The organism is Fibrobacter sp. UWB10 (assembly GCF_900182935.1).
In the GTDB taxonomy this organism is placed as follows: Bacteria; Fibrobacterota; Fibrobacteria; order Fibrobacterales; family Fibrobacteraceae; genus Fibrobacter; species Fibrobacter succinogenes_O.
In genome coordinates this window covers 791,284-811,732 of record NZ_FXUE01000002.1, presented here as the reverse complement: position 1 = coordinate 811,732, position 20,449 = coordinate 791,284, and the positions used below count along the sequence as shown (strand labels likewise).

18 protein-coding genes and 1 tRNA gene are annotated in these 20,449 nt (G+C 49.5%); 12 read left to right on the top strand and 7 right to left on the bottom strand.

All coding sequences use genetic code 11. From position 1 onward, the window contains the following. Positions 1 to 22: 22 nt before the first annotated feature. Positions 23 to 1,093 carry a sialate O-acetylesterase gene (locus QOL41_RS07995; protein ID WP_173654140.1) on the top strand — a complete coding sequence of 357 codons (1,071 nt, stop codon included), beginning with the start codon at positions 23 to 25 and terminating at the stop codon, positions 1,091 to 1,093. Between the two features lie 106 nt (positions 1,094 to 1,199). On the opposite strand, the gene QOL41_RS07990 is transcribed toward QOL41_RS07995, so the two are convergent. After that, positions 1,200 to 2,585 carry a TrpB-like pyridoxal phosphate-dependent enzyme gene (locus tag QOL41_RS07990; RefSeq protein ID WP_283429327.1) on the bottom strand — a complete coding sequence of 462 codons (1,386 nt, stop codon included), beginning with the start codon at positions 2,583 to 2,585 and terminating at the stop codon, positions 1,200 to 1,202. 152 nt (positions 2,586 to 2,737) lie between these two features. Here QOL41_RS07990 and QOL41_RS07985 point away from each other — a divergent pair, with 152 nt between their 5' ends. Then, a complete protein-coding gene (locus QOL41_RS07985) occupies positions 2,738 to 2,905 on the top strand; it encodes a hypothetical protein (RefSeq protein WP_283429326.1) in 168 nt (55 codons plus the stop codon). A gap of 158 nt (positions 2,906 to 3,063) precedes the next feature. Here QOL41_RS07985 and QOL41_RS07980 read toward each other — a convergent pair whose 3' ends face one another. Further along, the gene (locus QOL41_RS07980) at positions 3,064 to 3,609 is read right to left on the bottom strand and encodes a methylated-DNA--[protein]-cysteine S-methyltransferase (RefSeq protein WP_173654137.1); all 546 of its coding nucleotides are present in this window, start codon (positions 3,607 to 3,609) and stop codon (positions 3,064 to 3,066) included. Positions 3,610 to 3,792: 183 nt separating this feature from the next. On the opposite strand from QOL41_RS07980, the gene QOL41_RS07975 reads away from it, so the two are divergent. Then, complete coding sequence (locus QOL41_RS07975) at positions 3,793 to 5,199, top strand: UDP-N-acetylmuramate--L-alanine ligase (protein WP_283429325.1); 1,407 nt, start codon at positions 3,793 to 3,795, stop codon at positions 5,197 to 5,199. A gap of 224 nt (positions 5,200 to 5,423) precedes the next feature. Here the strand turns inward: QOL41_RS07975 and QOL41_RS07970 are convergent, their stop codons facing one another. The 3 genes from QOL41_RS07970 to QOL41_RS07960 all read right to left on the bottom strand — a co-directional run bounded on the left by QOL41_RS07970 (position 5,424) and on the right by QOL41_RS07960 (position 8,957). Then, a complete protein-coding gene (locus QOL41_RS07970) occupies positions 5,424 to 6,449 on the bottom strand; it encodes an agmatine deiminase family protein (RefSeq protein ID WP_283429324.1) in 1,026 nt (341 codons plus the stop codon). Between the two features lie 3 nt (positions 6,450 to 6,452). After that, a complete protein-coding gene (locus QOL41_RS07965) occupies positions 6,453 to 7,319 on the bottom strand; it encodes a carbon-nitrogen hydrolase (protein ID WP_283429323.1) in 867 nt (288 codons plus the stop codon). Positions 7,320 to 7,421: 102 nt separating this feature from the next. Further along, complete coding sequence (locus QOL41_RS07960; protein ID WP_283429322.1) at positions 7,422 to 8,957, bottom strand: DUF2914 domain-containing protein; 1,536 nt, start codon at positions 8,955 to 8,957, stop codon at positions 7,422 to 7,424. Between the two features lie 103 nt (positions 8,958 to 9,060). Here QOL41_RS07960 and QOL41_RS07955 point away from each other — a divergent pair, with 103 nt between their 5' ends. The 9 genes from QOL41_RS07955 to QOL41_RS07915 all read left to right on the top strand — a co-directional run bounded on the left by QOL41_RS07955 (position 9,061) and on the right by QOL41_RS07915 (position 19,871). Then, positions 9,061 to 9,999, top strand: coding sequence for a hypothetical protein (locus QOL41_RS07955; protein WP_283429321.1), 939 nt, complete (start codon positions 9,061 to 9,063; stop codon positions 9,997 to 9,999). A gap of 85 nt (positions 10,000 to 10,084) precedes the next feature. Next, on the top strand, positions 10,085 to 11,341 hold the full coding sequence (locus tag QOL41_RS07950) for a putative DNA modification/repair radical SAM protein (protein ID WP_283429320.1): 1,257 nt from the start codon (positions 10,085 to 10,087) through the stop codon (positions 11,339 to 11,341). Between the two features lie 104 nt (positions 11,342 to 11,445). Then, positions 11,446 to 12,204, top strand: coding sequence for a TIGR03915 family putative DNA repair protein (locus QOL41_RS07945; protein WP_283429319.1), 759 nt, complete (start codon positions 11,446 to 11,448; stop codon positions 12,202 to 12,204). A gap of 99 nt (positions 12,205 to 12,303) precedes the next feature. After that, positions 12,304 to 13,926 carry a cellulase family glycosylhydrolase gene (locus QOL41_RS07940; protein ID WP_283429318.1) on the top strand — a complete coding sequence of 541 codons (1,623 nt, stop codon included), beginning with the start codon at positions 12,304 to 12,306 and terminating at the stop codon, positions 13,924 to 13,926. 144 nt (positions 13,927 to 14,070) lie between these two features. Beyond that, a complete protein-coding gene (locus QOL41_RS07935) occupies positions 14,071 to 15,486 on the top strand; it encodes a GGDEF domain-containing protein (protein ID WP_283429317.1) in 1,416 nt (471 codons plus the stop codon). After that, entirely contained in the window at positions 15,483 to 16,889 is a 1,407-nt protein-coding gene (locus QOL41_RS07930; RefSeq protein ID WP_283429316.1) for a GGDEF domain-containing protein, read from the top strand. Before QOL41_RS07935 ends, QOL41_RS07930 begins: the two co-directional genes overlap by 4 nt. Before the next feature lie 339 nt (positions 16,890 to 17,228). Next, complete coding sequence (locus QOL41_RS07925; protein WP_173654127.1) at positions 17,229 to 18,068, top strand: TIGR02147 family protein; 840 nt, start codon at positions 17,229 to 17,231, stop codon at positions 18,066 to 18,068. Then, positions 18,061 to 19,383: a hypothetical protein gene (locus QOL41_RS07920; protein ID WP_283429315.1), complete on the top strand. Its 1,323-nt coding sequence runs from the start codon at positions 18,061 to 18,063 to the stop codon at positions 19,381 to 19,383. Before QOL41_RS07925 ends, QOL41_RS07920 begins: the two co-directional genes overlap by 8 nt. Further along, positions 19,380 to 19,871, top strand: a complete 492-nt coding sequence (locus QOL41_RS07915; RefSeq protein WP_173654125.1) for a PAS domain-containing protein — start codon at positions 19,380 to 19,382, stop codon at positions 19,869 to 19,871. The genes QOL41_RS07920 and QOL41_RS07915 overlap by 4 nt, the downstream gene beginning before the upstream one ends. Before the next feature lie 112 nt (positions 19,872 to 19,983). On the opposite strand, the gene QOL41_RS07910 is transcribed toward QOL41_RS07915, so the two are convergent. Together QOL41_RS07910 and QOL41_RS07905 are read right to left on the bottom strand one after the other, a co-directional pair. After that, positions 19,984 to 20,301 carry a hypothetical protein gene (locus QOL41_RS07910; protein ID WP_173654124.1) on the bottom strand — a complete coding sequence of 106 codons (318 nt, stop codon included), beginning with the start codon at positions 20,299 to 20,301 and terminating at the stop codon, positions 19,984 to 19,986. Between the two features lie 24 nt (positions 20,302 to 20,325). After that, a tRNA-Ser gene (locus QOL41_RS07905) sits at positions 20,326 to 20,410 on the bottom strand. Positions 20,411 to 20,449 lie beyond the last annotated feature (39 nt).

Genomic DNA, 20,449 nt, shown 5'->3' with positions numbered 1-20,449 from the left:
GTGTGGTAAAAAGGAGGCTCGTATGTTTGGAAAATCCCTGTTTTTGACGACGGCGCTTTGTGTCGCCGCCTTGGCTCAAGACCCTAATCTACATATCTACCTGGCCTACGGACAGTCGAATATGTCGGGGCAGGCGACCGTGACCGATTCGGACCGTCAAACCAATCCACGGTTCCAGGTGCTGCGTGCAGGCAACCATTCCGGGCAGACCGTGGGTGAGTTTTACCCGGCGGCACCCCCGATGGGGCATAGCCAATCCAAGGTCGGCATTGTCGATTTCTTCGGTCGCAAAATGATCAAGGAATTGCCGGATAGCATTACGGTGGCTGTCGCGAACGTGGCGATTGGTGGGCAGAGCATTGACCTGTTCGACAAGGACCGCAACAAGAGTTACGTGCAGAACGCCAAGAACAAGGGCGATACCTGGTGGATTCAGTACCTGGACGAATACGGAGGCGATGCTTACAAGCGCATTGTCGAGATGGGAAAAATCGCAAAGCAGAAAGGCGTCATTAAGGGATTCCTCTTCCATCAGGGCGAAGCGGATTACCAGATGAACGACTGGCCGAAACGTGTGAAAAAAGTCTACGACGACCTGATTGCCGAGCTGGAACTCGACCCGGAAAAGACTCCGATTCTGATTGGCGAACTTGCTCCTACGGGCGATCTCGGCTGGCGCAACGACGCAGTAAAGCAGGCGGCAGACCTTATTCCGAACGGTCACTTGATTTCGGCACAGGGCTGCCCGGCACTTAAAGAAGCCAGCTATACGCTGCACTTTACGCGCGAAGGTTACCAGACGTTTGGCGAACGCTATGCCGAAAAAATGCTGGAACTTTTGAAGGCTCAAGAACCCGAGCCTGATACGACCTCAAAAGATACCGTGAAGACGGATTCGGTCAAAACAGATTCCGTGGTGACGGATTCCACAAAACAGGACAGCACGGATGCTATCCGCAGCTTGCCGCGCCTGCAGGCCGTAAAACCGCAACAGCCGAAGCTCTATTACGACAAAAAGGAACAGGCCCTATTCGTTCGCTTCAAAAAGAATGGGCGAGAATTCCGCTACCGCGTCACTGGTAGCAAGAACTAGGACAGAACGATTAAAGATATAAGCAAAAAGCCCCGGATTAAATCCGGGGCTAATCTATTTAAGGATGGATTGCTTCGTCACTGCGTTCCTCGCAATGACGTTTTAGCTAGCCGTTGACCTGCGGGAGCTGAGCGAGACTCTTGGCGATGTCTTCATCCGTCGGGATGTAGTCGCTCATTTCACCGTCGTTGAACTTCTGGTAAGCAACCATGTCGAAGTAGCCCGTACCGGTGAGGCCGAACACGATGTTCTTGGCCTGGCCAGATTCCTTGCACTTGAGGGCTTCGTCGATGGTAGCGCGGATAGCGTGGCTGGATTCCGGAGCCGGGAGGATACCTTCGGTCTGGGCGAAGAGCTTTGCGGCTTCGAACACCTTGGTCTGTTCCACAGACGTTGCACGCATCAGGCCCTGATCGTAGAGTTCAGAGAGGATGCTGCTCATGCCGTGGTAGCGCAGGCCACCGGCGTGGTTGGCAGACGGAATGAAGCTGGAGCCGAGGGTGTACATCTTGGCCAGCGGGCAAACCTTACCGGTATCGCAGAAGTCGTAAGCGTACTTACCGCGAGTGAAGCTCGGGCAGCTTGCCGGTTCCACAGCGAGAATATCGTAGTCGGCTTCGCCACGGAGCTTTTCACCGATGAACGGGCTTACGAGACCGCCGAGGTTAGAACCACCGCCGGCGCAACCGATGATGAGGTCGGCCTTCACGCCGAGCTTGTCGAGAGCGGCCTTGGTTTCGAGACCGATCACGGACTGGTGGAGGAGCACCTGGTTCAGCACGGAACCGAGAACGTAGCGGTAACCCGGCTGCTTCACGGCTGCTTCCACGGCTTCGGAGATGGCGCAGCCGAGGCTACCGGTGGTGCCCGGGAATTCGGCGTTAATCTTCTTACCGATTTCGGTGTTCATGGAAGGAGACGGAGTCACAGAGGCACCGTAGGTGCGCATGACTTCGCGGCGGAACGGCTTCTGTTCGTAAGAAACCTTCACCATGTAAACCTGGCAGTCCAGTCCAAAGAAGGCGCTGGACATCGAAAGGGCGGTGCCCCACTGGCCTGCACCCGTTTCGGTCGTCACGCCCTTGAGGCCCTGCTTCTTGGCGTAGTAGGCCTGAGCGATAGCGGAGTTGAGCTTGTGAGAACCCGAGGTGTTATTGCCTTCGAACTTGTAGTAGATGTGAGCCGGAGTGCCGAGTGCCTGTTCGAGGAAGTAGGCGCGAACGAGCGGAGACGGACGGTACATCTTGTAGAACGTGCGGATGTCTTCCGGAATTTCGATGTAAGCGGTATCGTTATCGAGTTCCTGCTTGATGAGTTCGTCGCAGAAAACCGGCTGAAGGTCTTCGAACGTAACCGGCTTGCCGGTACCCGGATTCAGGAGAGGAGCGGGCTTCTTCTTCATGTCGGCACGGACGTTGTACCATGCCTTCGGGAGTTCATCTTCTTTAAGGTAAGTCTTGACCTGACCTTCGATCTTGAGCGAGTTTCTCATATATGTTCCTTTTTTGCGGTCCGCCAGGGGCGCAACCAAAATTTTGCCCTAACAATATAAAAAAAACGAATGTAGCCCAAAGGATGTTCTTCTCGCCAAGTAGTTTAATTTGGAATAGTTGACAGAAAAAAATTTTTTAGTAAATTCAAAGTATGGCTATCAATCATAACCTATTTACTGGGCAGACGGAACTAGCAGGGGAGGTCCGCGTGTCGCATGCTGGCGAGGGAGTCAAAGCGCTCCCGGTCCACAGCGGTAAAAAATTTATTAGACTCCGCCCGCTACGCCAGAAGCCCAAAGCCTCGACGACGGGCAAATAAGCCTTTAGTTGAAAGCACCTCGGTTCTCCGGGGTGCTTTTTTTACGATTTGTGAAAAGACCAAAGATCTATGAGAACTCCAAAAGGATTAGTTTGTCTTTGGTCTTCCTTCGTCTTACAAACAGGTTAATACCTGTTTGCAAGCCTCGGCAAGAATGCTTACTCTAATAGGAGTTCCTGCGGGATTGCGCCTTCGATAACGAGGAGTCTCCGCTTGAGATCAAGCCCCAGGGCGTAGCCGACTAGGCTTCCGCCCTTGCCCACCACGCGATGGCAGGGGAGGATAATCTGTAACGGGTTCGCGCGGAGGGCGGCGCCCACGGCACGCGTGGCGCGGGGCTCTCCAACCGCTTCGGCAACCTGCTGATAGGTACGAGTTTCTCCGTAAGGAATCTCGGTGATGGCATCCCAGACTTTCATCTGGAAATCAGTGCCGTACACCTTGAGCGGGAGCGAAAATTCCTGGAGCTTTCCGGCCAGGTACAGGTTCAACTGCTGTACGGCCTTGCGGTAGGCGCGGGCCACCGTCGACGATAAAGTCTGAACCACATCCGGCTCGGCGTAAGCGCAGGCCTGAACCGAACTCGGAACACCTTCTCCCGTATAGCGCAGGCTACACAGCTTGGATTTCTCGAACACGAACGTCCATTCACCCCACAAGTTGCGGTGCGCAATCGTCGTGAATCTTGAATCCGAGAAGTTCATGACTTTAATATATAAAAACAGATTCAAATCGCATTAAATATGCCACACGGATTGGAAAAAACTAACGTTTTTTTCATGGTATATCTGATTGTTTTTTAATTGATTTTACGTTAGTAAAATCGAATCCGTGTGATCATCAAAAAATTTCAATTAAAACTATCCTGATTTACTACATTTCCTCGCATGGAATCTTATTTTTTTATCGGTGTTGCGGGCGTAGGCATGAGTGCCATTGCCCAGTATCTTGTTGGCAAGGGTGTAGCAATTAGCGGTTCGGACCGCCAGTTTAGTGCGGCAGAAAAGCCCCTCGTTATGAATCAGCTTGAAGAATGTGGCGTTAAGTGCTTTCCGCAGGACGGCTCTGGCGTTGTAGAAGGCTTGAATGCAGTGGTGGTAAGTACCGCCATTGAAGACTCGAATCCGGACCTCAAGCGCGCCAAAGAGCTCGGAATCCCGGTGATGCACCGCAGCGAAATGCTCGCAAAGATTTCTAAAGAAGCAAAGACCATCGCCGTTTCGGGCACCAGCGGAAAGTCTACCGTGACCGCCATGATTTATCACATTTTGCAGTATGCAGGCCTCCAGCCTTCCGTGATGACGGGTGCTGGCCTCGTGAACTTGCAGAAAGAAGGCAAGATTGGTAACGCCGTTTCGGGCAAGGGTGAATGGCTCGTTGTCGAAGCAGACGAAAGCGACGGAACGCTGGTCCGCTACGAACCCGAAATCGGTTTGATTCTGAATGTGGACAAGGACCACAAGGAAATGAACGAACTCCAAGAAATCTTCCTCAAGTTCAGCCACAACATTTTGGACAACGGCAAGATTCTGATCGTGAACGACGCGCATCCGCTCGCTAAGAAATTCAGCGCCGGCCGTGAATTCGACTTCGGATTCGAAAACTATGTAGGCGTGCAGGGCACAGACTTCAAGTCTGTCGGAACCTCGATTCAGTTCCGTGTGCGCCACCAGGCAGAACTGGTAAAATTCGTCGTGCCGCTCCCGGGCAAGCACAATATGGAAAATGCCCTGGCCGCAACGGCTGCCGCTCTCCGCGCAGGCGTAACACTGCACACCTGCGCCGACGCCCTTGCCACATTCCCAGGCGTATTCCGCCGTCACCAGATTCTCGGAACCTTCAACGGCGTGACTCTCGTAGACGACTTCGCCCACAATCCGGCGAAAATTGCTGCCAGCATCAAGAGCGCACAGGACTTTACTGAAGGCCGCGTCATCGCCTGGTTCCAGCCTCACGGCTTTGGCCCCACGCGATTCCTCCGCAATGACCTTGTCGAATTCATCTCGAAGACGCTTCGCCCGAAGGACTTTGACGACGACCGCGACAACGACGTCATCTTCTTCAGCCAGATTTACTATGCTGGCGGCACCGTCACCCGCGACATCAGCGCCGGTGACCTCGCCGATGATTTGCTTCTGAAGGGCTGCGAAGCCATCTACATCGAAGATCGCGACAAGTGCGCTGAGAAAATGGTTGAAGTGGCTCAGCCCGGCGATACCATCCTCTTAATGGGTGCCCGCGACCCCAGCCTCCAAGCCTTCGCGCAACATGTTCAAAAATTACTAGAACAATAAATCATGTAATTCTTGTAATTAGAACTCTATAAAAACTGTGATTTTCAAGTCACAGTTTTTTTGTTGTGAGGATAAATAGTTAAAAAGAACAAATGTTCTTCATCGACAAGGTCCTGGCTGCGTCGGCCAGGGAAGGGGAGGGTGCAGGGAGGGGACCGGGCGGCCTTCGCAACTCCGAGCTGGGGCCCCTCCCGCATTATAAAAAAGATTTTTAAGGGTTTCCCTTAAAAACTTTCATGCTTGCTCATGCAATGCAGGCTGCCGCCCTCTTCAATCACAGTGCGGCAATCTAGCCCGATAACCTTACGGTCCGGGTACACGCTTTCAAAGTAAGCCTTCGCCTTCGCATCATTCGGAGACTTGTACTTCGGGAAAATCAGCGCACCATTTGCATAAATAAAGTTCATGTAGCTGGCCGGCAAAATCTGACCATCGTCAAGCTTACGCTGTGGCGGAAGCGGCAATGTATCGACCTTGGCATTCTTGCCATAATGGCTTTTGAGCCAGGTTTCAATCAAATACTTTGCTTCCGACAGAATAATGTTATTCGGAGAGCGCTTGTCGGTCGCTTCGCACATCACGATGCGGTCTTTCGCCACAAAACGAGCCACGTTATCGATATGGCCGTCCGTATGGTCGCCGTGGAGCCCGTGGGGGAGCACCAACATGTCACGCAAGCCAAAGGCCTTGCAAAGCGCCTTGACCACCTTCTTGACGTCTTTTGCATCGTTGCGGTTCTTGCCCGTCAAGCAATCCAGCGTGGTAATGGCGAGGCCGTCACCGTTGACTTCGATTGCACCGCCTTCAAAAATGTAAGGAACACTCGAGCCTTTCTGGTATTCGAAAATGTCAGCAATGCGGGCCGGAATCTGGTTGTCGTTTTTCCAAGGCGGAAATTTTGCACCCCAGGCGTTAAAGACTGTTTCCGAAACAATCGTTTCTTTCCCCTTTTTCAAGAAGAACGGACCGTAATCGCGGATCCAGATGTCATCCGTCTTAATGGTAAAGAAACTAGCCGGGAAAGGGCGGTCGGCTACAGCGATTTTTTCCGGCGTCGTCAGAAAATCTTTTTTAGGAACCAGCACATTCACGGGCTGAAATTCGCTAATCGTGCGAATTAAATCGATATAGAACTTGCGGATCATTTCTCCGCGTTCGCCGTACCAGTTCTTTTTGTTATGCGGAAAAGCGAGCCATGTGGCTGCTTGATCTTCCCATTCCGCAGGATAACGTACTTTTGCTTTTGGCATATCTTAATCCTTACACCAAATCTTGAGAATGTCCCCGTATAGGTCTACGCGACGGTCGCGGAAATGCGGCCACCAGCGGCGATTTTCTTCGGTTTCAGCAAGGTCAATTTCGACAATGCTTGCGCCCAGGAAATCGGTGTCGTTCTTGTGAATGATGTAGCCATCGGGTGCAGCCACGAAAGACGTTCCCCAGAAGGTGAGTTCGCCTTCGGTACCAATGCGGTTTGCCGAAAGAACAAAGGTGCGGTTTGCAATGGCGTGTCCACGCATCACCGTGACCCAGCTGTCCTGCTGGCGCGGGTAAATTTCAGCCGGTTCAGACTTCATCCAACCAATTGCAGTGGGGTAGATAAGAATGTCTGCACCCTTCAGGCTCATAATGCGAGCTGCTTCGGGGAACCACTGGTCCCAGCAAATCAGCACACCGAGTGTACCGGCGCTCGTCTTGATGGGTTCAAAACCCGTGTCGCCCGGAATAAAGTAGTACTTTTCGTAAAAGGCCGGATCGTCGGGAATGTGGCTCTTGCGGTAAAGACCGGCAATAGAACCATCGCGTTCAAAAACGAAGGCGCTGTTGTGGTAAATGCCGCGTGCACGTTTTTCAAAGAATGGGAAAACGACAACGGCGTTAATTTCTTTGGCAATGCCCTGCCACTGCTTTACCAGCGGGCTATCTTTTTCGATGGCCATGTCAAAAAAGTCGGCATTTTCTTCGAACGGAAAATACGGCGTATGGAACATTTCGGGGAGAACGACCAAGTCGATTCCCTTGCCCTTAAGTGCAAGCGCCTGATCAACGTACCATTGGTTATTGGTTTGGCTGTTGCCCGTCCACTTGCCCTGCAGTGTTGCTGTCTTGATTTTGTTCATGGTCCAAATTTAGATTATTATTGTTCAACTTCAAGAACCAATAGTCTTCACTATTGATAGAACTCGCGTTAAGAATCGGATCATTTTCTAAATCGTTCATAACTACCTCAACGTATCGCGCACAAAGCCGTCTTCAGGCGCTTCGTTAAAGACTTCGAATGTACCCGAGCCAATCACGGCCCCGTTCTTGTAAGCAATTTCTACACGGTACTTGCCCGGAGGAGTATTCTTCTTACGCGTGAAAGTCCTGAATCCAGATTCACGGCCGCCGTTAATCATCATGCGGCCCGAAGAAATACGGTCCGTCAGCATGTACTTGCCCGTTTTCGGGTCCTGGTAATACCACAGGTATTCCAGTTCAGCCTTGAGCTTTGCCGGCGCATAGACCGAGGTCAAGAAGTAGACTTCGCTGCTGTCGACACGATGTACGCTCGGAATCTTGAGGCCAATCATCTGCAGCAGGCTAGGATCGTCGACATCGCAGCTGTAGCTCACCTTATCGAAGTTCTGGCAGGCGAGCTTTTGCTTGAGCACCAGCGGTACAGGCGGCACCCAGTTCATAATGTAGGCAACAATCAAGAAGATACTAATGAGGGCGGGGGCGACAAGAATGCTCTTCTTGCGGTGCGAAATCTTCCAGATAAACAGGCACAAGCCAAACGAAAGCACCGTGCTAATCAAGAACCAGATGAATCCGATTCGGTGAACCAAGTGCGGAATCGCAAAGTTCATGAACATGGTACCCAGCAAACAGAAGAACGCAAGGCTTACGCCAAAGCTTTCGTACTTCTTTTGCAGGAATTCGTTACCGACAAGCAAAATGGCAAGCAAAATCACAAGCAAGAACGAGGCGAGCGAGCCGCTGCTCTTAAAGTAGCAGACTACCAGGGCGCTAAACAAACCGCCAAAGAAGAACTGAACAGCCCAAGTAAAGCGCTGTTTCCAGGTTTCGCTCCATTCACGGTCTAAGAAACGGTGGCGTACAACAATCGCATTTTCTGGAATCGCGGTCGATTCGTAGCCCACATTCTTGGCAAACTTGGTTGCAGCACCTTTTGCCTTGACTGCGGCATCTTTCGCTTCGATGGCGGCACGGCTTGCCGCTTCCTTGGCTTTTGCAGATGCAAGGGCCGCGGCCTTGGCAGTCGCTTCTTTAGCTTCAAGGGCGGCGCGGTTGGCGGCTTCCTTGGCGCGGGCGGGCGTTTTTTCTGCAATAAATGCGGCAGCCCTTCTGAAGCGAGATTCTTCCGTCTTTATTTCGGGGTCGGCCGCAGATTCTTCAACAGGGTTCTGAACAGTTTTTTCGGCAGCTGGTTCGACTTGCTTTGCCGATTTTTGGACGGGAGCCGTTTGCAGAGCGGCTGTTTTTGCTACAGCGGGTTTCGCTTGCGCCTTGGCGAGCGCCTGCAAGCGTTCTTTTGTCCAGCCTTCGGGATGTTCCAACTGCGCCGAAAGCAAGATCACTAGAATAAGCGCGCCGGTGTAGTAGGCGAGCAATATCAAAATATCGGTGCCATAGACCATCTGGCCAAGCGTAATGGAATCCCACGCAAAACCGCCCAAGAATGCTATAGCCGGAAAAAACTTCTCTAATTTTTGAACCGCGGGCTTTTCCCGCAACTTATCGACGAATTGCATACCCCAAAAATACAAAAAAGAAATTTTTAATGAATTGTTTAGTCTGTACGCTCATGAATTTTTGTATGTTTAGAACAATTACACAGGAATTGGAGGATGATTTATGCTTTTATCAGCAGATAAAAGTTTTATTATGCTTAAATCGGCTTGTATGGCCGCCTTCGGTTTTTCACTCTTTTTTACTGCTTGCGGCGACGAAAAAACGATTGTTTCGCCGGAACCAATTGGTACCCCCTCAAGTTCGTCCTATTTCGAAGAATTGACCTCATCTAGTGATGATGAAATAAGCTCTTCTAGTTACGATGACGAAATTGAATCCAGTTCGTCTTTGGAAACTGAGAGTTCCCTCTATCGCAAAAATTGCATGGAAGGTCCATCGATAGGAAGAATTTATTGTTACATGAATAGATTCGTGGACGAGTTCCCGGAATGCAATGCTGAAAATGAAGGCCTGATCGATTCAACATTTTTCATGACGGAACCTCCAACATATTACCAATGTGAGCAAGGTTCCTGGGTAGAAAGGAATTCAAGTGTTCACTGCGATACCATTAATAAATCGGAAGGGGATGTTTGTATCCTTTCCAAAAATGGCATTCCCACTGAAAGATACGTATACGCCGGTAATGGAGCCTGGTACGATATTGATAGTCTTGCAAACGCAAATCCAGAATGCAATGCTGAAAATGACAGCTTAAAGCAAAAACTGACTTATGGAGAAGATCCTAACAAGGTAACCATTTACCATCGTTGTTTTGATGGAGCTTGGGGCAAAATAACTGAATTGGAATATTATTGTCCAACTGAAAACATGTCTGCTAGAGATACGTGTTCATATGAAATAGACGGTCAAATGAATTACTATTTGTATGAACAAAAGAGCCGGAATGGCGAAAAAGCATGGCAGAAAAGCAACTTTGACCCCAAATTGGGTTATTGCCCCATTGACATTGCTCTAGATAAATATTTTGTCGAATCTGAAGATGAATATTATACATGTGAATATGGTGAATGGAAAAAGATAACCATCGAAAAAAAGTAAAATAATTTACCGACATCTTGCTTTTTTGTGCAGTTGTACTTATATTTAGTAGTGAACAAAGGTGCAGCTAAACAAAAAGGCATTTATGGACGTTCGCGAAAAACTGAACATTCTTTCGGCCGCAGCCAAATACGATGTTTCGTGTTCTTCTAGCGGTTCTGGCAGACAAGCGCCTAAGGGCGGGTTAGGGAGCGCCTGTAGCGCCGGCATTTGCCACACTTGGTCCTCTGACGGGCGCTGCATTTCGCTTTTGAAGGTGCTCTTGAGCAATGCCTGCAAGTACGATTGCGCCTACTGCATCAATCGCCGCAGCAACGACATTCCCCGCGCCACATTTACGCCTAAAGAACTCATCAACTTGACTCTTGAGTTTTACCGTCGCAACTACATCGAGGGGCTTTTCTTAAGTTCAGCGGTCGTGGGCAGTCCTGACCGCACCATGGAAATGCTGATTCAGGTTGCCAAGGAATTGCGTACAGTGCACAAATTTGGCGGCTACATTCACCTCAAGGCGATTCCTGGGGCTAGCCGCGAGCTTCTGTTTCAAGCGGGGCTTTATGCCGACCGCAGCAGCGTGAATATCGAAATCCCGACCGACAGAGCGTTACAATACCTAGCCCCCGAAAAGAATCACGCCTCGATTCTTGCACCCATGAACTTTCTGGCCGAACGCAAGCTGGAATATCACGGTGAGCGCTCCCGCTATTCGCCCAAGTTTTTACCTGCAGGCCAAAGCACGCAAATGATTGTGGGGGCAGCAGGGGAGACTGACTTACAGATTCTCACGCTTTCTAACGGATTCTACAAGCAACAGCAAATGAAGCGCGTGTACTTTTCGGGCTATGTACCGCTCAATGCCGACAAACGCCTTCCGGCGCTTACGACCAAGCCCCCTCTGGTACGCGAGCACAGGCTTTACCAAGCAGACTGGCTCATGCGATTCTACAAGTTCGGCTACGACGAAGTAGTCGACCAAGCGCACCCGAATTTAGACTTGGAACTAGACCCGAAAGCCGCTTGGGCGCTCAGGCATCCGGAATTTTTCCCGATTGATATTCAAACAGCCGACTACGAAATGCTCTTGCGTGTGCCAGGAATCGGCGTCAAGTCTGCGCAATTGATTGTCTCGGGCCGTCGATTCTCTAAAATCCGTCTGGAGCAATTGAAAAAGATGGGCGTTGTCCTCAAGCGTGCGCAGTACTTTATTTACCACCCCGATACGCCCGCCAGCTTGCGCAGGCTTTATCCTGAAATGGTGCGCCCCTTACTGCTCCCCAAGCCCAAATCCCTGCAGCTAGACCTATTCGCCAACCAACCCCTCGCACTCCCCGCCGCCGGTTAATTGCATATAATGTTAAATGTGTAATGTGAAATGAGTAATGAATAATCTCACACTACACACATCACATCTCTCATCCCACATCACTCATCTCACATCCTTACCCCATGCTTTCCATTTCATACGATTCAACATTTGACGGATTCCTAAGCGTAGTCTTCGAGATTTACCGCCAGCACCTGGATGTGGGGGAGATTCACCCCGACCGTAGCGAGGCCCCTTGCAACCTGTTCATGCAGCCTTTCCGCGTCGAGACCTCCGAAGAATCCGCCCAAAGGCTCAAGCGCGCCATCATCAATCAGGCGAGCAACGAGATTCTTGAGCTTTTGCATGTGGCGTTCCGCTCCGAAGAAGACGGCGTCGAAATGAAGATTCTTGCCTACCTCCGCAAGGTCTTCGAAGGCAACGACCCGCATTACGCCAAGAATCCGACTTCCGACGAAATGCTCCCGCTGTTCTTGATTGCACGCGCTGTTCGGCACGAAGAGGGCGGCATGCTTGGCATGGTCCGCTTCAGCAAAACCGCCGACGGCACGTATTTTGCCGAAATCGAGCCCAAGTACGATATTCTGGAGATGATGATTGGGCATTTCCGTGGGCGTTTTGCGAATGAAAAGTGGGCGATATACGATTCCAAGCGCGGTTATGGCGTGTATTATGACGGTCATAGTCCAGTCGAAATTACGATTCCAAACCTGAAACAGGTGAGCGCCTCGGTCTCAAGCCCCGATGAATTCGTGCGGCTGTGGCAGGATTACTACAAGTCTATCGCCATCAAGGAGCGTGAAAACCCTAAACTTATGCGGCGTTGCCTGCCGGTTCGCTATTGGAAACACCTGCCAGAAAGACAAATTGCCCCGTGTTGACGTTCTTCCAACCAATTTTTTGCAGATTTTCAAAAAAAAGGCCCCTGTTTCGGCAAATAATTGTATTTTTCTTTTGGAAATAATGGAGAATTTGTTGTTATGAATATGGTTTCGGCAAAACCGGGCTTTTTTGTACAAGATCGCTTTTTATATAGCAAAGACAACGAAAAGGTTGTGCTTCGTGGCGTTAACCACATGTTTATTTGGACCGACCGCGAAGGAAAAACTATTCCTGAAATTGCAAAAACGGGCGCAAACTGCGTTAGAATCGTTTGGAACACTCGCGGCCGAGTCAGTGACCTCGACAATATCATTGCACAGTGCATTAGCAACGGAATGATTCCCATTCCCGAAATTCACGACACAACCGGCAACTGGGAACGTTTGAGCGATGCCGTTGATTTCTGGCTTCGCGAAGAAACGGTGCAGATGATTTCGAATCACCAGCAGTATCTGATTCTGAACATCGGTAACGAACCGGGCGCCGAAGCAAAGTCTGCAGACGAATTCTTTACCGTGTACAATTCCATTGTCACAAGAATGCGTGCGGCAAACATCCGCATTCCCTTGATGATTGACGCTGACCAGTGGGGCCAAAGCGAAAAGAACTTGCTGAAGGTGGGTCCCAAGCTTTTGCAGGCCGACCCGGAACACAATCTGTTGTTCTCATTGCACATGTGGTGGCCCACGGAACGCCACGACCCCAAGGCAACTGGCTACGCAACTGTCCAGGACCGCATTCGCGGCGTACTTGAAGCGTCGGTCGAAAAGAATCTCCCCTTGATTGTGGGCGAGTTCGCGCCTGTTGCAGCTGGCGACGTGAGGGAAATTCCGTACAAGTTTATTTTGTCTGAAGCCGAACGCTTGAATATCGGCTGGCTCGCCTGGAGCTGGGGCCCGGGTAACTTTGATAGCCCTGAAATGGACATGACTGTCCATAGCTCCTTTAATACCTTGGTGGGCTGGGGCAAAGATGTCTGCGTGGACAATCCGAACGGCATCCAGAATACAAGCGTTATTCCGACTTTCATTCAAGAAAGGAATTTTGACACCGGTTCTCAGGCTATTGATGCCAACTTAATCCAGAATGGCGAATTCTCGGGCGAAGATCCCTTGGCCAACTGGCAAGTAGACTTCTGGGGCGGCAAGGGCGATGTCAAGGTCAACGACGGCGTTGTCCGCTTTGACATCAAGAAGGCCGGCAAGGAATCCTGGAACCTGCAGTTCAAGCAAAAGCTTGCTCTGCGCGAAGGCGTTACCTACATTTTCAGTATGCGCGCCAAGGCCGACAAGCCTCGAACCTTGAACGTGAACATCAAGAAAGATTCCGAAGAATACACGCCGTATGCCAACGGTCGTATTTTGGACTTGAGCACCAGCTGGCAGAGCTTTAGCTGGAAGTTCACCATGAAAGAAGATTCCGATGCGGAAGCCCTGCTGATTTACGACATGGGCGGAGTCCCCATTTCTTGGGAACTTAGCGACATATCGCTTGTGCAGGCCCGCAGTGTAGAAGACCGCCTCAACCGCACCTTCCAGCGCAACGTACAAAAGAATTCGGGCTATTTCAATGCTCCGAATGGCCCCTGGGAACTGCATTTGTATTCTACCAAGGGCGACCTTCTGGAGGTGCTGGATAAAGGTCATGGCGGTGAAGGCATGCGCCAGTACCCGAAGATCGAGCGAAGCGGGATTATGGTCGTCAAGGACCTGTCCAAATAAGCGTTTCACGCCTTATATTATTCCAATTTGAACTAAAAAAAATCTGAAAAATTTATCATGATAGCACTTTTTCACGAAAAAAGTGCTATTATATTAATTACTAATTATAAGTGTCCTTATTGGAATGCTTAAGAAGGAGATTCTATGGATTTACAGGAATATGTCGATCATTTCGACTCGATGACCTGTATCATGTCGGTCGAGAAAAATCCCGATGGATCAGTCGGGAAAATCTGTATCGAAGTGGGGAACAAGGCTTACCTTTCCACTTTTGAAAAAAGCGACGAATCTCAAGCGACCATGAATGATGGAAACGGTTTTACTCCGGGACTTGAATACACCCAGTATCTTCCGAGAGACCTTAATTTTGAGCATTTTATCGTTGCAAGCGCAGTCGAAAAAAAGCCGATGCATGCCTACATTCATCCGGAACGTTTTCCAATCTGGTTCAATATTTTCAGCCTGCCACTGAATATCGACGATCCAGACAAGTATTACTGCACCTACACTCAAGAACTGTCGAGCGAAGCAAATACCGAGCAGATGACCAATTTGTCGGCCAAGGCAACTTCGCAAGTCTTGCAGACCTGTATCAAGCTTCGCGGTTCTACGAATTTCTTGAAAACGATGGATGAAATCATCCATGACATTCGCGTTACATGCGAAGCTAGCTATTGCTGTGTCATGCTAACAGATTTCAAGGAAAAGACTTGCAGGCTTCTAAGCGAAGACATTGCGGAAGGGGGCTCGCAGCGTTCTCTCAAGAATTATTTGGATGATTCGTTCATTAATTACGCAAAATCGTGGCTAGAAACCATTGATGGTAGCAATTGTCTAGTTATTCGTAACGACGAAGACATGAACGAAGTCAAACTGCGCAACCCTAACTGGTACAGGTCTCTGAAGAGTGCTGAAGTGAATAGCATTGTTCTGTTCCCGCTTCAGTACAATGGCGAAACGGTCGGGTTTATTTGGGCAACCAACTTTGACACCAAAGATACCGATCATATTAAAGAAACCCTTGAACTTACGACATTCTTCATTGCTTCAGAAATTGCCAACTATCAACTTCTACAACGTCTTGAAATGTTGAGTTCGACAGACTTGCTGACAGGCGTCTTGAACCGTAACGCAATGAACAACAGGGTCCTTCGTATGGTATCCGGCCGCGAACGGGCACCCCAATCAATCGGTATTGTCTTTGCCGATTTGAACGGGCTCAAGCCGATAAACGACAACGAAGGCCATAATGCTGGAGACTGCCTGCTTAAAGAAGCGGCCTTGATTCTCAAATTGTCGTTTGAAGGTTGCGAAATTTATCGTGCCGGAGGCGATGAATTTGTCATCGTTGCCCTGGACAAGCCCAAAAATGAGCTTGAAAAGATTGTTGAAAAGATCCGTCAGGATTCTTCGAAGCCAGAAAATGTTAGTTTCGCAATAGGCTTTTACTACGACGACAAGGGGGGAGACATTCGTGCTGCAATGCGCGAAGCCGACGCCCTAATGTACGAAGACAAAAAGCAATACTACGATCGATTCCCAGAATCGAGGAGAAAATGAAAAAAGAAGAATTGCAAAATTTCGTTGAATCATTTCCGACGATGTCAAGCATCCTTTCTGTTGAAAAAAACGCAGATGGGGGCATCGGGACTATCCGCATCGAAGCGGGTAACCAGATCTATATCAAGTCCATGGAAAGAAAAGACGAGGACGGCAATTCTGTATTCACTGAAACTTTTGTCCCTGGCTCCAATTATGAACGGTACATGGAAAAGGAACTGAACTTCGAGAAGTTCGTTTACCAGAGCGCCATTCTGCATAAACCGGTTCACGCTTACATTCGCCCGGAACGCTTTAATTTTTGCATTAATCAGTTCTTGATGCCCGTCGATGTCGAAGACGACGAAAAAGGCTATTGCGTCTTTACGCTTGAAATCCAGCCCGAAGAAGACCTTGACACTTCCACAAGGCTTTCTTCTGAAATTTCGCAAAACGTGCTCAAGGCATGCATCAAGCTGCGCGGTTCAAAGGATTTCAAGAAAACCATGGACGAGGTGATTGAAGACGTTCGCATTATTTGCAAAGCGAGCACCTGCAGCGTTCTTTTGACCGACTTCAAGGAGAGAACTTGCTCCATTTTGAGCTGTGCCCGAAGGCAAGGAATGCCTCCGCTGGATCTTGATAGGGTATTCAACAACGAATATATCTATATCGCGGAATCCTGGATAGAAACGCTTAAAGGGAGCAACTGTTTGATTATCCAGAACGAAGCAGACATGGAAATTATTCGTCAGAGAAATCCAGTCTGGCATAAAACCATGATGGAAGCCGGTGTTGAAAGCCTGGTTCTGCTGCCGTTGACGCACAACAACGAATTTGTCGGATTCATTTGGGCGACAAACTTTGATACCTCCAGAGTCCTGCGCATTAAGGAAACCCTTGAACTGGTGACCTTCTTTATTGCCTCTGAAGTGGCCAGCTACAAGCTGGTGCAGCGCCTTAGGTTCTTGAGCAATGAAGATCTCCTGACTGGCGTGAATAACCGCAATGCCATGAACAACAGAGTTCTTCAGTTTGTAAGCCGCGAAGTCAACTACAGGACGATTTCCGTGGTCTTCGCCGACTTGAACGGGCTTAAGCCCATTAACGACAACGAAGGCCACAATGCCGGCGACGCCCTCTTGAAGAACGCCGCAGAAATTCTGAAGCAGACCTTCACTGATTGCGAGATTTACCGCGCCGGCGGCGACGAATTTGTCGTCGTGGCCATCGACGTTGCCAAGGATAGCCTTGAAGCTAGAGTCGAAACGCTCCGCGAAAAATCCAAGGTCAAAGGCAACGTGAGTTTCGCTATCGGGTTCTACCACGACGAAAACGCGGGAGACATCCGTAAGGCGATGCGCGAAGCCGATGCCCTCATGTACGAAGACAAGAAGGCTAACTACGCCCACAGCCGTGGTTAAAACACAAGACCGCTCGCGCCCAATCATACTAAGTACGTACCCAGAGCGCTCGCTCTCGCAACCGCCCCAGTTTAATAATTGGGGCTTTGTTGCTCACATAGACATTCATCTATGATACAAGATTTTGCCCTCGGATGATGTCCGGGGGCATTTTTTTTGGAAATTCGGCGAAAAAACGCAATTTCGTTGACTTGTATCAATCTTTTTTGCATGCTTGTATCATAATTTATCGTTGAAAATTGGGTAAAAAACGCCATTTACACGATTTTTTAATAAAAAATTGAATTTTTGTATCATAGGTTATTGACTTTGTTAAGAAAAGATTATATATTCAAGAACATGAAACCCGTAATGGAATACACCAGCTATCGCGTCTATATTCGCGACTACTATGCCGAGCGCAAGGAGCGCAACGGTTTTACGTGGCGTGATTTCGCGAAGGCTGCCGGGTATTCCTCGCCGGTGTTTTTGAAGCTTGTTTGCGACAGCAAGGCTAACTTGAGCGAAGCGGGTGTCGAACGCGTCGCTTCTGCCATGGGCCTTGTCGGTGTTGACTTGCAGTACTTTAGGCAATTAGTGGCCTTCAATCAGGAAAAATCTTCTGCTACAAAGAAAAAGATTTTTGCTGAACTGCGCAAAATTGCCAACGAAAACGCATTTGCGCTTGTGGGCGAAGACCAGTACGACTATTATGGCAGCTGGCTGAATCCGGTTCTCCGCGAAATGGCCCCGCGCCTGAATGGCGCGACACCCGCCCAAATGGCGGGGGAGCTCGTCTTTGATAGCGATGCTGCAAATGTCAAGAATTCCTTGAAGCTTCTGGAAAAGAACGGATTCCTCGAAAAAGACGAGCAGGGCCGTTACAGCCAGAGCAGCCGTTCCGTGACTACGGGCAGTCTCGATGTCGCCTCGCTCGCCATTCGTGAAATGCACCGCCAGATGGGCGAGCTCGGCGTTCAAAGCCTTGACCAAGTTCCTATTAATGAACGAGACATTTCGGGCCTTACAATTGGCATTTCCGATAATGCTTTCGAGAAAATCACTAAAGAAATCGCCGAATTCCGCCGTCGTATCAGCTCGATCGTGATGGAAGATTCTGGCGAAGAACGCGTTTACAGGCTCAACATTCAGTTGTTCCCCTTGACCAACACATTGCCCAAGGAGGAACACCATGCTTAAGCAATTTAAAAATGGCCTCCGTCTTTGGACTTTTGCTTCTGTCGCATTCTCTATGTCTGCATGCGGTATTTTCTGGGCAGGCGGCGTAGACGAAGAAACAAATACCGTTGCTGGTACAAGCGAAGAAGACAATTCTACGGATCCTCAAACCAACCTTCCGGCTGGAAATGATCCCGCCCCCGTTACTGGGGAGCCCACAGGTATTGCTCCGGGCGGTGTCGATCTTGTCGATACAGTGGTTAGAACCGACCCTGTTTATGTCGTTCCGGATCCATCGCGACAAGATGACATTCCTCATCTTGAACAGAGGACTCTTAAACTGTACGTGATCAACAATGGTTCTAAGAATGCCTCTATGGATCTTTCTGTGAAGGATTCCGTAATACACATTGAATCCGGCGCAAATGGAGCATTTGAAATTAAGGACTTGCCCGACGGAACGTACTCTTTCGTCTTAAAAACGGTGGGTAACGGATCTGTTTCTGAAACATCATACTTTATCCAACGCGATTCTACATCCACATATGTGTTGGGGCCTGTTCCTACAGATTTGGCAGGCAACGTCGATGCAGATGACTTGATTGCACCTCCGGTTCAAACAGTCGAGATGCCCGATGTAATCGGATGCACTCCGAGCCCGGATCCAGATCCGATTGAGCCTGAACCAGGTTGCGACGAACCGAAAGACACCATTCCTACGGACAAAGGCGGCGAAAAAGAGATTACGGTCGAATTGCCGCACGAATTGGATTACGGTATTGTATATAGCTGGGAAGGCAGCAATGTTCCTGCAATGGAATCGATTGTACAAGACACGCTTGTCTTTGCTAAAAATCTTGAAGAACTGACATTCGAAGTGACGTTCAAAGTCAATTCATTCCCGGAAAGTTACTACTACAGCAAGAATATTTTCGGCAAGAAGGGATTGTTCAACATTGCCATTACAAGGTCGGCATGCCATGTTATCCAACCGGCTCTGTCCTTCTTTATCGGAAACGGATTTGAATACACTTCTTGCTACGACAAGGCTGTTGTATCTTCGGCGACTCTTGAAGCAGGAAAAGAAATTACAGTGACTGGCGTCTGGGACGGAAAGCATGTGATGCTTTATATGGAAGGCTTCTTGATTGCCGAACAGACACTCACCAAGATTGGAGACATCAACTACATTACTGAAGACGACATTATCGAAACGCCGTTCATATTCGGCGACAAGGATTGGGATATCTCTATTATAGATGCGCGATTGGGGAATAAAGCGATCAGTTCTGCCGATGTCTTGTACCGGCACTATCTAAAAGGAGGCGCACAATGATGACAGAGAACTCTATCGAATTGGCCTACTTTGAGGTCAACCAACATGGCCGTCTGCTCAGCGGAAACAGACGATTCTGCCGCATGTTCGGTTTCGAGCCATCGGAACTGCAGTGGCATTACGTCACGGACCTGTACCGCTACGCAAGCGACTGGAACGCATTCCGGAATGACACCGTGAGCGCTAGCTTCAACATGCGCATGCGTAACCGCCGTGGACGCAGTTTTGATTGCTGCATCACGCGCGAAATCATCCAGAATGCCGATGGCGAAATCATATTCCGCAATACGGTACACAAGGTGGGCGAGGGCAAGGCTGCCAACGTGGCGACCACTCCGCTTTCCGTGGTGTTCCTGGCAAAGTGCGCCGACTGCGGTGCGCAGATCCGCGTGACATCTGTAGCCGAAACCAGGCTTCGCATGTTGTGCAATCATTGCGCCGCCAAGGCGTTCCCCGAAACATTCTATGCTAAAAGTGCTCAGATGTAATTGAGCTTTTTGGTAGCTCGGTGGAGAACGAGCAGGGAAGGAGAAAAGAAAAGCGACCTCGAATTGAGGTCGCTTTTTCAACAAGGATTCGTTTTTAGACGAAATTCTTTGCTTATACGCCGAAGGCGTCGTCAGCAGCAGCAGATACCTGAGCCACGTTTTCGGAAGTCATTTCCGGTTCGGCAGCTGCAACAGCTTCGTTATCAAACTGTTCGCCAGCCTTCTTTTCGGAAATGGAAAGCTTGCCTTCCTTGAACTTGTACATGGCGATGGTGGTCGGCTTCTTGGTAAGAGTGATATAACCCTGAGTTGCCTGCTTGTTAACGAAGCGGGCTTCCTGGGCCATCATGACCACTGCGCGGAAAACGGAGCCTTGACATTGTTCGTTAGCGTAAATGTCATCAAGATAGACTCTCTGTTCTTCAGCCATCTAGGTACCTCTGAAAATGTTTAGAAGAGGGAGAGGGATTCGAACCCTCGTTACCGTGAGGTAAACACGCTTTCCAAGCGTGCGCCTTCAACCACTCGGCCATCCCTCCAGGATGTGCGCCAAATATACCATTTTATTTTTCGTTTGT